This window comes from Pseudomonas sp. P2S-1 (assembly GCF_057197725.1).
Map to the genome: position 1 here is coordinate 4,559,286 of NZ_CM170068.1, position 14,480 is coordinate 4,573,765.

Sequence of the window (14,480 nt, forward strand, 5' to 3'; positions counted from 1 at the left end):
TCCTCCATACACAAGCCGGGCATTGTAACCGTCAGCGCAGCAGGGCGGCGTATCGATCGCAATCTGTGGTGTGGTCCATGACCATGCCGGTGGCCTGCATGAAGGCATAACAGATGGTCGGGCCAACGAAAGTGAAGCCGGCTTTCTGCAGGGCCTTGCTCATGGCCTTGGCCTCATCGGTGACCGCCGGCACCTCGCCACGACCGGCGAAATGATTGACCTTCGGCTGCCCGCCGACGAAGGACCAGAGCAGCGCCGCCGGGTCTTCCAACGCCAGCCAGGCCCGGGCATTGCGCCGGGCGGCATTGAGCTTGAGGCGGTTGCGGATGATGCCCGGGTCGAGCATGCGCTCCTCGATTTCCTCGTCGGTCATCTCGGCCAGCCGGTGCGGATCGAAGCCGAACAGCACCTCCCGGTAACGCTGGCGTTTCTTCAAGACGGTGATCCACGAAAGGCCGGCCTGGAACCCTTCGAGCAAAAGCATCTCGAATAGCTGCCCCGCGTCGCGCTGCGGCGTGCCCCACTCGTGGTCGTGATAAGCCTGGTACAGCGGATCGTCGGTACACCAAAAGCATCGTGGCATAAAGCACCATGGGTAGAGGCCGGGGCGAATCGGGTTATACTCCCGCTCTTTATATTCGCAGCCCTAGAAACAGGTGAATTTCGTGAGCCAGCCTACGCCAGCCGTGCGTACCTTCCAAGACTTGATCCTCGCGCTCCAGCAGTACTGGGCCGAGCAAGGTTGTGTGGTGCTTCAGCCCTACGATATGGAAGTGGGCGCCGGCACTTTTCATACCGCCACGTTTCTGCGCGCCGTAGGCCCTGAAACCTGGAACGCCGCCTATGTCCAGCCAAGCCGTCGCCCGGGCGATGGTCGCTACGGCGAAAACCCCAACCGCCTGCAGCACTACTACCAGTTCCAGGTGGTCCTGAAGCCGAACCCGGCGAACTTCCAGGAGCTGTACCTGGGCTCGCTGAAGGCCATCGGCCTCGACCCGCTTGTGCACGACGTGCGTTTCGTCGAAGACAACTGGGAATCGCCGACCCTCGGCGCCTGGGGTCTGGGTTGGGAAATCTGGCTCAACGGCATGGAAGTCACCCAGTTCACCTACTTCCAGCAGGTCGGCGGCATCGAGTGCCTGCCGGTCACCGGCGAGATCACCTACGGTCTCGAGCGCCTGGCCATGTACCTGCAGGGCGTCGACTCGGTCTATGACCTGGTCTGGACCGACGGTCCGTTCGGCAAGGTCACCTACGGCGACGTGTTCCACCAGAACGAAGTGGAGCAGTCGACCTACAACTTCGAGCACGCCAACGTCGAGAAGCTGTTCGAACTGTTCGACTTCTACGAAAGCGAAGCGAACCGCCTGATCGAGCTGGAACTGCCGCTGCCGACCTACGAAATGGTCCTCAAGGCCTCGCACACCTTCAACCTGCTGGACGCCCGCCGGGCCATCTCGGTGACCGAGCGCCAGCGCTACATCCTGCGCGTGCGCACCCTGGCCCGGGCCGTTGCCCAGAGCTACCTGCAAGCCCGTGCCCGTCTCGGCTTCCCGATGGCGACCCCCGAATTGCGTGACGAAGTGTTGGCCAAGCTGGAGGCTGCGGAATGAGTGCTCAAGATTTCCTGGTTGAACTGGGCACCGAAGAACTGCCACCGAAAGCCCTGTCGAGCCTGGGCGACGCGTTCCTCGCCGGCATCGAGAAAGGCCTGCAGGCCGCCGGCCTGAACTACAGCGCCAAGCACGTCTACGCCGCACCACGCCGCCTGGCCGTGCTGATCCGCGACCTGGACACCCAGCAGCCGGACCGCAGCATCAACGTTGACGGCCCGCCGCGCCAGGCCGCCTTCGACGCCGACGGCAACCCGACCCAGGCCGCCCTGGGCTTCGCCAAGAAGTGCGGTGTCGACCTCTCCGAGATCGACCAGAGCGGCGCCAAGCTGCGCTTCTCCCAGCACATCCCGGGCAAGGCCACCGCCAGCCTGCTGCCGACCATCGTCGAAGACTCGCTGAACGACCTGCCGATTCCCAAGCGCATGCGCTGGGGTGCCCGCAAGGAAGAGTTCGTGCGTCCGACCCAGTGGCTGGTGATGCTGCTCGGTGACGAGGTCATCGACTGCACCATCCTCGCCCAGACCTCCGGTCGCGAGTCCCGTGGCCACCGCTTCCACCACCCGGAAAACGTGCGCATCTCGGCCCCGGCCAACTACCAGGAAGACCTGCGCAAGGCCTACGTCCTGGCTGATTTCAACGAGCGCCGCGAGCTGATCAGCAAGCGCACCGCCGAGCTGGCCATGCAGCAGGAAGGCACCGCCATCGTGCCGCCGGCGCTGCTGGACGAAGTGACCGCGCTGGTCGAGTGGCCAGTGCCGCTGGTGTGCTCGTTCGAGGAGCGTTTCCTCGAAGTGCCGCAGGAAGCCCTGATCACCACCATGCAGGACAATCAGAAGTATTTCTGCCTGCTGGACGTCGACGGCAAGCTGCTGCCGCGCTTCATCACCGTGGCCAACATCGAGAGCCGCGATCCGAAGCAGATCATCGAAGGCAACGAGAAGGTCGTGCGTCCGCGCCTGACCGACGCCGAGTTCTTCTTCAAGCAGGACAAGAAGCAGCCGCTGGCCAGCTTCAATGATCGCCTGCAGAACGTGGTCTTCCAGGCCCAGCTGGGCAGCGTCTACGACAAGGCCGAGCGCGTTGGCAAGCTGGCCGCCTTCATCGCCGGCAAGATCGGCGGCGACCCGCAGCGTGCGGCCCGTGCCGGCCTGCTGTCGAAGTGCGACCTGGCCACCGAGATGGTCGGCGAATTCCCTGAAATGCAGGGCGTTGCCGGTTACTACTACGCGCTGAACGACGGCGAGCCGGAAGACGTCGCCCTGGCCCTGAACGAGCAGTACATGCCGCGCGGTGCCGGTGCCGAACTGCCATCGACCCTGACCGGTGCGGCCGTGGCCATCGCCGACAAGCTCGACACCCTGGTCGGCATCTTCGGTATCGGCATGCTGCCGACCGGCTCCAAAGACCCCTACGCCCTGCGTCGCGCGGCCCTGGGCGTGCTGCGCATCCTGATCGAGAAGCAACTGGACCTGGACCTGACCGGCGCGGTGAACTTCGCCGTCGAGCAGTTCGGTGCCAAGGTCAAGGCTGCCGGCCTGGCCGAGCAGGTGCTGGAGTTCATCTTCGACCGCCTGCGTGCGCGTTACGAAGACGAAGGCATCGACGTCGCCACCTACCTGTCGGTACGTGCCCTGAAGCCGGGCTCCGCCCTGGACTTCGACCAGCGCGTGCAGGCCGTGCAGGCGTTCCGCAAGCTGCCGGAAGCCGAGGCCCTGGCCGCGGTGAACAAGCGCGTGTCGAACCTGCTGAGCAAGTTCGAAGGCAGCATCGCCAGCAGCGTCGAGCCAAAGTACTTCGACAACGCCAACGAGTTCTCGCTGTACTCGGCGATCCAGCAGGCCGACCAGGCCGTGCAGCCGATGGCCGCCTCGCGCCAGTACACCGAATCGCTGGCACGCCTGGCCGCCCTGCGCGAGCCTGTGGACGCGTTCTTCGAAGCGGTGATGGTCAATGCCGAGGACGCCAGCGTGCGTGCCAACCGTTATGCCCTGCTCAGCCGCCTGCGCGGTCTGTTCCTGGGCGTGGCCGACATCTCGCTGCTGGGGTAAGCCTTGAAACTGCTGATTCTCGATCGTGACGGGGTGATCAACCAGGACTCCGACGCCTACATCAAGTCGCTGGAGGAGTGGATTCCGATTCCCGGCTCGATCGAGGCCATCGCGCAGTTGAGCCAGGCCGGCTGGACGGTGGCGGTCGCCACCAACCAGTCCGGTATCGCTCGCGGCTACTACCCGCTGTCGACCCTCGACGCCATGCACGCCCGCCTGCGCGAGCTGGTGGCCGGCCTGGGTGGCGAGGTCGGCCTGATCGTCCACTGCCCGCACGGGCCGGACGATGGCTGCGATTGCCGTAAGCCCAAGCCTGGAATGCTGATGCAGATCGCCGGGCATTACGGGGTCGGGCTGGCTGGCGTGTGGTTCGTCGGCGACAGCAAGGGTGACCTGGAGGCCGCGCTGGCCGTCGATGCACAACCGGTCCTGGTGCGTACCGGCAAAGGCGAGAAGACCCTCGCCAAAGGCGTACCACCGGATACACTGGTTTTCGACGACCTGGCTGCTGTCGCCAGAGCACTTATCCACACCTGACGCGTCCGCCCTGGCGGGCGCGTTCTACTTCAGGCGGGCAGGCCCCGCAACGGTACACGCTGCTATGTCGATCCTGCAGGCGATCAGAATCTTCCTGTTCTATGTGCTGCTGGGGACCAGTTCACTGCTCTGGTGCTCGCTGAGTTTCTTTGTCGCGCCCTTCCTGTCGTTCCCGGTGCGCTACCGCTTTATCAACGTCTATTGGTGCCGCTTCGCGCTGGTGCTGGTGCGCGTATTCCTCGGCATCAAGGTCAAGGTGACCGGCGCCGAGCACATTCCCGAGCGGCCCTGCGTGATCGTGTCCAATCACCAGAGCACCTGGGAGACGTTCTTCCTTTCCGCCTATTTCCAGCCCTTGAGCCAGGTGCTCAAGCGCGAATTGCTGTTCGTGCCGTTCTTCGGCTGGGCCATGGCCATGCTGCGGCCCATCGCCATCGACCGCGACAACCCGAAAGTCGCCCTGAAACAGGTGGCGGCCAAGGGCGATGAACTGCTCAAGCAGAAGGTCTGGGTGCTGATCTTCCCGGAAGGCACCCGCGTGCCGTTCGGCCAGATCGGCAAGTTCTCCCGCAGTGGTGCGGCGCTGGCGGTGAACGCCAACCTGCCGGTTTTGCCGATTGCCCACAACGCCGGCAAGTACTGGCCGAAGGAAGGCTGGGGCAAGCGCGCCGGCACCATCGAGGTGGTGATTGGCGAGCCGATGTGGGCTGAAGGCAGCGGGCCACGGGCCATCGCCGAGCTCAACGACCGCGCTGCCGCCTGGAACGAAAAGACCCAGCGCGACCTGGGTTCGCTGCCACCGCAACAGGCCGCCAGCGAGACCGCCTCGGTCGCCTGAGGCATTCTGTGGATAACTTGTTGACAATATTTGGATGAACCGCGAAAAACGACTGCAACTTGCTGATCCACATACATATTTCTGTGTATGACCGTTTCATGTAAATCGTGCATAAGTTTTTTCGCGGAATTAAAAAACCGGCTTTTAAGCCGGTTTTTTTGTGCCTGCGATTGCCATGAGTATCTACACATCTCGCGTCGACGCGCAGACCTTCGGCCGACGCGGTTCAGGTAGGAGCGTGGCTTGCCCGCGAAGGGCCGCAAAGCGGCCCCAAAACCTGCCACGCCGAGCATCTGGGGAATTGAAGTCCAGCAGGCGCTGAATCCAGAAAGGCGCTCCCCGGCTAGCTCGTGCTGGATGGTTTTGGGGCCGCTTTGCGGCCCTTCGCGGGCAAGCCACGCTCCTACAATTCCAGCGCGAGCCCGGAATCTGAGCCCGAACGTGAGATGTGTAGATACCTATGCTGCGATAGCCTCAGACCTTGTCGATATCCACATCCCGGGTTTCCTTCAGGCAGAACAGCCCGACCACCAGGCTGACCCCGGTGATCAGCACCGGATACCAGAGCCCGTAGAAGATATCCCCGGTGTACACCACCAGGGCGAAGGACACGGTTGGCAGGAAGCCGCCGAACCAGCCGTTGCCGATGTGGTAGGGCAGGGACATCGAGGTGTAGCGGATGCGGGTGGGGAACAGCTCGACCATCACCGCCGCCAGCGGGCCGTAGGTCATGGTGGCGATCAGGATCATCACCACGATCAGCAGGACCACCATCGGCTGGTTGACGTTGGCAGCGTCAGCCTTGGCCGGGTAGCCAGCCTTGTCGATGGCAGCGCGCATGGCCGCTTCGTCGAAGCCTTCGATACGTTGCTCACCCACGGTCACAGCCACCGGACTGCCGGCAGGCAGCGCTTGCGAGCTGTACGGCAGGCCCTGCTTGACCAGGAAGGTCTTGACCTTGTCGCACGGGCTGTCGAAACGCGCTTTACCCACAGGGTCGAACTGGAAGGTACAGCCGGCCGGGTCAGCCAGCACCACGATGGGCGCCTGGCGGCTGGCAGCGTCGATCTGCGGGTTGGCGTAATGGCTGAGCGCCTTGAACAACGGGAAGTACAGGACGGTCGCCAGCAGCAGGCCAACCATCAGGATCGGCTTGCGCCCGATGCGATCGGACAGCCAGCCGAAGAACACGAAGAACGGCGCACCGATCACTACGCTGATGATCAGCAGGGTGTTGGCCTGGGCCGGGTCCATCTTGAGCATCTGGGTCATGAAGAACAGCACATAGAACTGCGCGGTGTAGAAGGTCACCGCCTGCCCGGCGTTGATGCTGAACAACGCGGTCAGCACCACCTTGAGGTTGGGCCAGGAGGTGAACGACTCACGGATCGGCGACTTGCTGACCTTGCCCTGGGCCTTCATTTTCACGAAGGCCGGCGACTCGTGCATGCTCATGCGGATCCAGGTGGAGATCGCCAGCAGGACGATGGACAACAGGAACGGCAGGCGCCAGCCCCAGGTCTCGAACTGGTCGCCGCTGATATAGCGGCTGCCCAGCACCACCAGCAGCGATAGCAGCAGGCCGAGGGTCGCGGTGGACTGGATGAAGCCGGTGTGGAAGCCGCGCTTGCCAGGCGGCGCGTGTTCCGCCACATAGGTCGCCGCGCCACCGTACTCACCGCCCAGTGCCAGACCCTGGAGCATGCGCAGCACCACCAGGATGATCGGGGCGGCGATGCCGATGCTGGCGTAGGTGGGCAGCAGGCCGACGGCGAAGGTCGACAGGCCCATGAGGATGATGGTCACCAGGAAGGTGTACTTGCGTCCGATCATGTCGCCCAGGCGGCCGAACACCAGCGCGCCGAAGGGCCTGACCAGGAAGCCCGCGGCAAAGGCCATCAGCGCGAAGATGAACGCCGTGGTGTCGTTGACCCCGGCGAAGAACTGCTTGCTGATGACCGCGGCCAGGGCCCCGTAGAGAAAAAAGTCATACCACTCGAAAACCGTCCCGAGGGATGACGCGAAAATGATCTTGCGCTCTTCGCGACGGCTGCTGGCCGTCGCGGTTGCGCCCTGTTGCTGGAGGGTGTCCGACATCGTGCTGTCCTCGGCCCCTCCGTGGAGAGGCACAGTGATTATTGTTGTTGTCCACTGTCGACACCGGTCGACTGCTGCCGGTGTCACTCTTGCGCGCCGCCCGGGCAAGGCTCAGGGCGTCGTTATCGTTGCTCGGTCACTGCGGTTGCCGCTGGCCTCATGGCCCTGGCGGATGAGTTGCGCGGCCTTCTCCGCGATCATCAGGGTGGGGGAACAGGTGTTGCCGGACACGATGTTCGGCATGATCGAGGCATCGGCGACCCGCAGGCCGGGGATACCGTGCACACGCAGCTGGGCGTCCACCACATCCAGCGGACCCGAGCCCATGCGACAGGTGCCGGCCGGGTGGAAGATGGTGGTGCCGATCTGGCCGGCGGCCTTTTGCAGTTCTTCCTCGGTATGGGCCGCTGCGCCGGGCAGGTACTCCCGGGGCGAGAAGGGCGCGAGGGCAGGGGAGCCGACGATGGCGCGGGTCAGCCGGATGGCTTGGGCGGCGACCTTGAGGTCTTCGGCTTCGCTGAGGTAGTTGGGATCGATCAGCGGCGCCACGGACGGATCGGCGGAGCGGATATCCACACGCCCGCGGCTGACCGGGCGCAGGTTACACACCGAGGCGGTGAACGCGGCGAAGCGGTGCAGCGGCTCGCCGAAGCGGTCCAGCGACAGCGGCTGGACATGGTACTGGAGATTGGCCGAGCTCTGTTCCGGGCCACTGCGCACGAAGGCACCCAGCTGGCTCGGCGCCATCGCCAGCGGGCCGCTGCGGTCGTAGAGATAGCGCAGGCCCATGCCCATCTTGCCGAACAGGCTGTTGGCGACCTGGTTGAGGGTACGGACGTTATCCACCTGGTAGATCAGGCGCAGTTGCAGGTGATCCTGGAGGTTGCCACCGACACCTGGCAGCTCGTGCTGCACGCCAATGCCCAGGCGCTCCAGCAAAGGCCGCGGGCCGATGCCGGAGCGCTGCAGGATGCCCGGCGAACCCACGGAGCCGGCGCACAGGAGGATCTCGCGACGGGCCTTGAAGTGCTGCCACTGGCCTTCCCGGCGTCCCCGCACTGCTGCGGCACGGCCGTTCTCGAGGATCACCCGGTCGACTTCGACACGGGTCAGCACATCGAGGTTGGGACGGTCGGCGATCGGCCGCAGGAAGGCCTTGGAAGCGTTCCAGCGCACCCCGGCTTTCTGGTTGACCTGAAAATATCCACAGCCTTGGTTGTCACCACCGTTGAAGTCATCGACGCTGACGATGCCTTGCTGTGCTGCCGCCTCACGGAAGGCATCGAGGATCGCCCAGGAATAGCGCTGCTGTTCCACCCGCCATTCGCCGTCGCCACCGTGCAGTTCCGCACTGCCGGCGTAGTGCCGTTCGCTGGCCTTGAACAGCGGCAGTACGTCCTTCCAGGCCCAGCCGGCATTGCCTTCGTCAGCCCAGCGATCGTAGTCACCGGCCTGGCCGCGCATGTAGATCATGCCGTTGATGGAGGAGCAGCCACCGAGCACCTTGCCCCGTGGTAACCCAGGCTGCGGCCATTCAGGCCGGGCTGGTTCTCGGTCTTGAAGCACCAGTCGGTGCGCGGATTGCCAATGCAGTAGAGGTAGCCCACCGGAATATGAATCCAGGGGTAGTTGTCGCGGCCACCGGCTTCGAGCAGGGCGACGCGGCATCCAGGGTCGGCAGACAGCCGGTTGGCCAGCAGGCAACCGGCAGGGCCGGCACCGACGATGACGTAGTCGTAGGACAGATCGGCTGATGGCATTTCAAACCTCGCGCCTGATTTTTATTCTTGTCTTTGGTCAGTGTTGTTGATTACTTTCGAGATGAAAACGAGAGATTTCACTCAACCGCTGTGCGTTTTAGCGCAACGCCGGCGCGACCAGGGATTAACGGGAACAGCATGTTCGACTGGAATGATCTGCGGTTTTTTCTCGAACTCCAGCGCAGCGGCCGCCTGCTCACCGCCGCCAAGCGCCTCAACACCACCCACAGCACGGTGGCCCGGCATATCGAGAATATCGAGCAGAGCCTGGGTACCGCGTTGTTTGTCCAGCATGCCCAGGGCTATGAACTGACCCCGTCCGGGCAGGCGCTGCTCAAGCACGCAGAGGCGATGGAGAATGTCGCACTGCTGGCGCAGGAGGAGATCACCCAGGCCATCACGCCGCTGGGCAAGATCCGCCTGGGGGTCACCGAAGGCATCGGCATCGTCTTCTTCACGCCGCGCATGAGCGGGCTGTTCGAGCGTTATCCGGGGCTGGAAGTGGAGCTGGTGGCGGTACCGCGCTTCGTCAGCATCATCAACCGCGAGGCGGAAATCAGCATTCACCTGGAGCGGCCCAACGCCGACCTGCTGATCACCCGCAAGCTCACCGACTACCGCCTGGCGCTCTACGCCAGCCGCGAGTACCTGGCCCGGGCGCCCGCCCTGAACAGCCGCGAGGACCTCGCCCGGCACAGCTGGATCGGCTATGTCGATGACCTGCTGTTCAGCCAGGAGCTGCTGTTCCTGCACAGCTTCTGCCGGGCGCCAAACGTGGTGTTCCGCAGCACCAGCGTGATTGCCCAACAACATGCTGCCCGCGCTGGGCTGGGGATTGCGGTGCTACCCAACTACATGGCCCGTCGCGATCCCGGGCTGGTGCGTATCCTGCCCAGCGAAACCATCCAGCGCAGCTACTGGATCAGCACCCGCCGCGAGCTGCACAAGTCGGTGCGCCTGCGGGTGGTCTGGGACTACCTGCTGGCGCTGTGTGCCGAGGAGCAGGATGAGCTACTGGCCGAGTAGGGTGTTACCCGCCAGCAGCACGGCGGCGCCGATTCCGACGAGGGCGAAGGCCTGTTGCAGGCGTGGGCCGGCCAGGTGATGAGCCACCTGGCGCCCCCCCAGCAACCCGAGCAAGGCACCCACGGCGAACGGCGCACCCACGGCCCAGTGCATCACCCCGCTGAGGCTGGCGGTCAGTACGCTGCCGGTGGAGACCAGGGCGATGACCGCCAGTGAGGTCGCCACCATGCTCTTCATATCGAGGTTGGTGTAGCGGCCGAGGGCAGGAATGATCACGAAGCCTCCTCCGACACCGAGCAGGCCCGACAGCAGGCCGCTGAGCATCCCGGTGAAGGCCAGGGCCCTGGCGCACGGCAGGGTCCAGCGCAGACGGCCCTGGAGTGGATTGAGCACGCAGGGTTGCATCTGGCGATTGGCGCAGGGGGATTCCCCCCTCAGTTCCCGCCTTGCCTTGAGGAACATCCGCGAGCAGGCGTAGACCAGGACTGCGGAAAATCCCAATGCCAGCGGCGCGTTGGGTAGCCGATGGGCGAGCCCCAGGCCAAGGGGAGCCGTGAGCAATCCCAAGGCAGCAATAAAGAACGCCGCCCGATACCGCACCAGCCCCTGACGCCAGCCGAGGATCGCGCCTACAGACGCGGCCAGACCTACCGCCAGCAGACCGACAGGCCCAGCCTCGACCATGGTGAGACCAAGACCGAAGACCAGCAGCGGGACCGCGAGAATCCCGCCACCCGCACCGGTCAGGGCGAGGATCAAGCCGACGATGGCACCCAGCCCACCGCCAAGCAGATCGTGTTCCGTCACGAGCGTGCCTCTTGTGCCGTCTGCGTGGGTTTGGCCAGCCACTCGCGGCCCTTGAGCATGCCCCACCAATAGAGTGGCGGCAGCACCCGTTCCTTCAGCCACCAGGCCAGCCGGGTTGGCTTGCGACCATCCAGCAACCAGCGCGGGAAGCTCGGCGCCAGCTTGCCGCCATAGGTGAACTCGGCCAGGACGATCTTGCCCCGAGCCACGGTCAACGGGCAGGAACCGTAGCCGTCGTAGGCCATGACCTTCGACAGGCGACCAAGGGCCACCATCACATTGTTGGCCACCACCGGCGCCTGCTTGCGGGCGGCCGCTGCGGTCTTGGCGTTGGTGGAGTTGAGGACGTCGCCGAGGCCGTGGATATCGCCGAAGGTGCGATGACGCAAGGTCGCCGGATCGACATCCAGCCAGCCTCCCGCATCAGCCAGCGAGCTGTTGCGGATGAATTCGGGAGCGACCTGTGGCGGCACCACATGCAGCATGTCGAAGGCCTCGGTCAGGGTTTCGCTGCTGCCATCGGGCAACGTGCGAATGAACGTGGCGCGCTGATTCGGTCCGTCCACGGCGACCAGCCGATGGCTGTAGTTGAGATCGATGCCATAGCGCTCGACATACTCCATCAGCGCCGGCACATAGTCGGCAACACCGAACAGCACGGCACCGGCATTGAAGAACTGCGCGCGGATAGGACCGAGGCGCTGCTTGCGCAGCCAGTGATCGCAGGACAGGTACATGGCTTTCTGCGGCGCCCCGGCGCACTTGATCGGCATCGGTGGCTGGGTGAAGAGGGCGCGGCCCTCACGCAGGCTCTGCACCAGCTCCCAGGTGTAGGGCGCGAGGTCGTAACGGTAGTTGGAGGTGACGCCGTTGCGGCCAAGGGTTTCCTCCAGGCCTTCGATGGCTTGCCAGTCGAGCTTGAGGCCGGGGCAGATGATCAGCTGGCGGTAGCCGATTTCGTGGCCATCACTCAGGATCACTTTTCTTGCTTCGGGCTCGAAGCGGCTGACGGCCGCCTTGATCCACCTCACCCCGGAAGGAATGGTCGAGGTCATCGTGCGCGCCGTGCTGGCGGCCTTGAAGATTCCTCCACCGACCATGGTCCAGCCGGGTTGGTAGTAGTGGACGTCGGCGGGATCGATCAGGGCGATATCCAGGGAACGATCACGCGCCAGCAAACTGGAGGCGACAGCGATCCCGGCGGCACCGGCACCGACGATCAGTACCGTGTGTTGGGTGGCAGCAGGCATGGGTACATCCTTTCTAATAATGGGTTCGAAGCGGGTTTACAGCGCGTTGAGCGGGATCTTCAGGTAGCTCACGCCGTTGTCCTCGGGCTCGGGAAACTGGCCGCTGCGCATGTTGATCTGCACCGACGGCAGCATCAGCACGGGCATCTCCAGGGTGGCGTCGCGGGCCTGGCGCATGGCGGCGAAGTCGTCCTCGCTGATGCCTTCGCGGATGTGGATATTGCTGGCGCGTTGCTCGGCCACCGTGGTCATGTAGCGCAGCTCGCGGCCACCGGGCAGGTAGTCGTGGCACATGAACAGCCGGGTCTGGCCGGGCAGGGCGAGGATGCGCTGGATCGAGCGGAACAGGATGCGCGCATCGGCACCGGGGAAGTCGCAACGGGCGGTACCGTAATCAGGCATGAACAGGGTGTCGCCGACGAAGGCGATGGTCTCTTCCCCGGCTTCAACCAGGTAGGTCATGCAGGCCGGCGTATGTCCCGGGGTGTGCAGCGCGCGCGCCTTCAGGCCGCCGATGCTGAATGTGCTGTCATCGTCGAACAGCACATCGAACTGGCTACCATCCCGGGCGAAACCGGAGCCGGCGTTGAACAGGGCGCCAAAGGTCTTCTGCACCTGGGTGATATGGCTGCCGATCGCCAACTGTCCGCCCAGCGCCTGCTTCAAATAGGCCGCTGCGGAGAGGTGGTCCGCGTGCACGTGGGTTTCCAGGATCCACTGCACGCTGGCGCCCAGTTCACCAACCCGGGCGATCAGGCGATCGGCGCTGTGGGTATCGGTGCGCCCGGACTTGGGGTCGTAGTCGAGGACGCTGTCGACCAGGGCGCAGTGCCGGGTCTGGTTGTCCATCACCAGATAGCTGATGGTCCAGGTCGCAGGGTCGAACAGTGCTTCCACATAAAGATTGCCGCCGATGATCATTGTCATTCTCCAGACAGGTTGGCTGACGCCAGCACGCAGGCTTGCCAATCGTTGCCGTGGGCATTTTCAAGATATGTGCCATGGCTTCGACGACCTTTTGGCCCCGGATTCATTGAGTCTGGACCAGGCGGCTGACAGTGACTGCCGCGGCAGATGGCAGGTGAGTGGCAGACCTTGGCAGTCTTTGGCAGTGCCGGGGTCTTCGGTTAAGCTCGCTGCGAGTTCTGCCAGGTGTCGCCATGACCGTTATCTCCCACCCCGCCATCCAGGCGCTGGTGTCCTATCTCGAGCACGATCCGCAGCCGTCGATCGTGCTCGATACCGACTACAACATCCTTGCCGCCAACGCGGCGTATCAGCGCCAGTTCGGCGGGGGAGCGGTGGGCGCCAAGTGTCATCGCGTCTCGCATCACTACGCCGTGCCCTGTGACCAGGCGGGAGAGGTCTGCCCGATGCGCAAGGCGCGGGAGAGCCGTGTCGCCGAACGTATGCTGCACGTGCATCACACCCCTCGCGGCCCCGAGCATGTGGATGTGGAGTTGCGACCGATCCTTGATGAGCATGGTCTGGTTATCGCGTTTGTCGAGCGCATGAACCGGATCACCCTGGCGTCGGCCCAGCCGCAGCAGCATGGACTGGTCGGACGCTCGGCAGCTTTCAAGACGGCTTTGGAAGGACTGAAAAGGGCAGCGCCGGCACAGATTCCGGTGTTGCTGCAGGGTGAGTCGGGGACAGGGAAAGAGCTGTTTGCCCGGGCGTTGCACCTGGGCAGTTCGCGGGCTGAAGGTCCGTTGGTGGTGGTGGACTGCACCGGGCTCACCGAGTCCCTGTTCGAAAGCGAACTGTTCGGCTACGAGAAAGGCGCCTTCACCGGGGCGCTGCAACGCAAGACCGGGTTGGCGGAAGCGGCCCACGGCGGGACGCTGTTCCTCGATGAGATTGGCGAGGTGCCGTTGGCGATGCAGGTCAAGTTGCTGCGGCTGATCGAGTCGGGCAGTTTCCGGCCGGTGGGGAGCCTGCGTACGGTGCACGCGGATTTTCGTCTGGTCTGCGCCACTCACAAGCCACTGCGGGAAATGGCGGCCGCCGGGACTTTCCGTGAAGACCTCTATTACCGCATCAGCGGCTTCCCGATTCGCCTGCCGTCGTTGAGAGAGCGGGGAGAGGATCTGCCGCTGTTGATCGAGACCTTGTTGCAGCGCATCGCTGGCGCTGCGGCGCCGCAGGTCGACAAGCAGGCTTTGCGTTTGCTTCAGGCCTATAGCTTTCCCGGGAATATCCGGGAGCTACGGAATGTTCTGGAGCGGGCGAGGTTGTTTGCGGATGATGGGGTGATTCGGGGGGAGCATTTGCCTGAGGAGATCAGTGGAGCTGGGTTGGGTGTTGCTGGACGTCGCATTGCTCCAGATGAGCGAAGGCGGTTGGCACATGCATTGGAGAGCTTCGATGGGCCGCGAAGTGAGCTGGCGAAGCATCTGGGGGTGAGTGAGCGAACCCTCTATCGGCGCTTGAAAGAACTCGGGGTCTAGTAATGTTTCACGTGGAACACTTCAAAACCGTATCCCCATATTGACCATTCG

Annotated in this window: 11 protein-coding genes and 1 pseudogene; 6 read left to right on the top strand and 6 right to left on the bottom strand. The window is 64.1% G+C overall.

Features of this window, described 5'->3' with window-relative positions:
* Window positions 1-31 precede the first annotated feature (31 nt).
* Entirely contained in the window at window positions 32-583 is a 552-nt protein-coding gene (locus AC2CQI_RS20365) for a DNA-3-methyladenine glycosylase I (protein ID WP_075802056.1), read from the bottom strand.
* Window positions 584-665: 82 nt separating this feature from the next.
* Here AC2CQI_RS20365 and glyQ point away from each other — a divergent pair, with 82 nt between their 5' ends.
* The 4 genes from glyQ to AC2CQI_RS20385 all read left to right on the top strand — a co-directional run bounded on the left by glyQ (window position 666) and on the right by AC2CQI_RS20385 (window position 5,039).
* The gene (glyQ, locus tag AC2CQI_RS20370) at window positions 666-1,613 is read left to right on the top strand and encodes a glycine--tRNA ligase subunit alpha (protein ID WP_075802064.1); all 948 of its coding nucleotides are present in this window, start codon (window positions 666-668) and stop codon (window positions 1,611-1,613) included.
* The gene (glyS, locus tag AC2CQI_RS20375; RefSeq protein ID WP_484577705.1) at window positions 1,610-3,664 is read left to right on the top strand and encodes a glycine--tRNA ligase subunit beta; all 2,055 of its coding nucleotides are present in this window, start codon (window positions 1,610-1,612) and stop codon (window positions 3,662-3,664) included. The genes glyQ and glyS overlap by 4 nt, the downstream gene beginning before the upstream one ends.
* 3 nt (window positions 3,665-3,667) lie before the next feature.
* Window positions 3,668-4,201 (top strand): D-glycero-beta-D-manno-heptose 1,7-bisphosphate 7-phosphatase, encoded by a 534-nt coding sequence (gene gmhB, locus AC2CQI_RS20380; RefSeq protein ID WP_484577706.1) that lies wholly within the window; start codon window positions 3,668-3,670, stop codon window positions 4,199-4,201.
* A 64-nt stretch (window positions 4,202-4,265) separates the two neighbouring features.
* Window positions 4,266-5,039: a lysophospholipid acyltransferase family protein gene (locus AC2CQI_RS20385; protein WP_075802059.1), complete on the top strand. Its 774-nt coding sequence runs from the start codon at window positions 4,266-4,268 to the stop codon at window positions 5,037-5,039.
* Window positions 5,040-5,513: 474 nt separating this feature from the next.
* Here AC2CQI_RS20385 and AC2CQI_RS20390 read toward each other — a convergent pair whose 3' ends face one another.
* Both AC2CQI_RS20390 and AC2CQI_RS20395 read right to left on the bottom strand, forming a co-directional pair.
* Entirely contained in the window at window positions 5,514-7,136 is a 1,623-nt protein-coding gene (locus tag AC2CQI_RS20390; RefSeq protein WP_484577707.1) for an MFS transporter, read from the bottom strand.
* Window positions 7,137-7,247: 111 nt separating this feature from the next.
* Window positions 7,248-8,896: pseudogene (locus AC2CQI_RS20395) on the bottom strand (GMC family oxidoreductase).
* A gap of 138 nt (window positions 8,897-9,034) precedes the next feature.
* Between AC2CQI_RS20395 and AC2CQI_RS20400 the strand changes: the two are divergent.
* Window positions 9,035-9,922, top strand: coding sequence for a LysR family transcriptional regulator (locus AC2CQI_RS20400; protein WP_484577708.1), 888 nt, complete (start codon window positions 9,035-9,037; stop codon window positions 9,920-9,922).
* On the opposite strand, the gene AC2CQI_RS20405 is transcribed toward AC2CQI_RS20400, so the two are convergent.
* From AC2CQI_RS20405 to AC2CQI_RS20415, 3 genes are read right to left on the bottom strand one after another with little or no spacing between them, the layout of a single operon-like run.
* Window positions 9,908-10,729: a sulfite exporter TauE/SafE family protein gene (locus tag AC2CQI_RS20405; RefSeq protein ID WP_484577709.1), complete on the bottom strand. Its 822-nt coding sequence runs from the start codon at window positions 10,727-10,729 to the stop codon at window positions 9,908-9,910. The two genes, AC2CQI_RS20400 and AC2CQI_RS20405, sit on opposite strands and share 15 nt — an antisense overlap.
* Complete coding sequence (locus AC2CQI_RS20410) at window positions 10,726-11,979, bottom strand: NAD(P)/FAD-dependent oxidoreductase (RefSeq protein WP_484577710.1); 1,254 nt, start codon at window positions 11,977-11,979, stop codon at window positions 10,726-10,728. Before AC2CQI_RS20410 ends, AC2CQI_RS20405 begins: the two co-directional genes overlap by 4 nt.
* Window positions 11,980-12,015: 36 nt before the next feature.
* Entirely contained in the window at window positions 12,016-12,900 is an 885-nt protein-coding gene (locus AC2CQI_RS20415) for an MBL fold metallo-hydrolase (RefSeq protein ID WP_484577711.1), read from the bottom strand.
* A gap of 239 nt (window positions 12,901-13,139) precedes the next feature.
* Between AC2CQI_RS20415 and AC2CQI_RS20420 the strand changes: the two genes are divergently transcribed.
* Window positions 13,140-14,429, top strand: coding sequence for a sigma-54 interaction domain-containing protein (locus AC2CQI_RS20420; RefSeq protein ID WP_075804319.1), 1,290 nt, complete (start codon window positions 13,140-13,142; stop codon window positions 14,427-14,429).
* Window positions 14,430-14,480 lie beyond the last annotated feature (51 nt).

What these genes read in the sequence shown, in the direction of transcription:
- AC2CQI_RS20365 (WP_075802056.1), bottom strand. Translation starts at nt 583, where the DNA reads ATGCCACGATGCTTTTGGTGTACCGACGATCCGCTGTACCAGGCTTAT.
- glyS (WP_484577705.1), top strand. Translation starts at nt 1,610, where the DNA reads ATGAGTGCTCAAGATTTCCTGGTTGAACTGGGCACCGAAGAACTGCCA.
- AC2CQI_RS20385 (WP_075802059.1), top strand. Translation starts at nt 4,266, where the DNA reads ATGTCGATCCTGCAGGCGATCAGAATCTTCCTGTTCTATGTGCTGCTG.
- AC2CQI_RS20390 (WP_484577707.1), bottom strand. Translation starts at nt 7,136, where the DNA reads ATGTCGGACACCCTCCAGCAACAGGGCGCAACCGCGACGGCCAGCAGC.
- AC2CQI_RS20400 (WP_484577708.1), top strand. Translation starts at nt 9,035, where the DNA reads ATGTTCGACTGGAATGATCTGCGGTTTTTTCTCGAACTCCAGCGCAGC.
- AC2CQI_RS20410 (WP_484577710.1), bottom strand. Translation starts at nt 11,979, where the DNA reads ATGCCTGCTGCCACCCAACACACGGTACTGATCGTCGGTGCCGGTGCC.
- AC2CQI_RS20415 (WP_484577711.1), bottom strand. Translation starts at nt 12,900, where the DNA reads ATGATCATCGGCGGCAATCTTTATGTGGAAGCACTGTTCGACCCTGCG.
- AC2CQI_RS20420 (WP_075804319.1), top strand. Translation starts at nt 13,140, where the DNA reads ATGACCGTTATCTCCCACCCCGCCATCCAGGCGCTGGTGTCCTATCTC.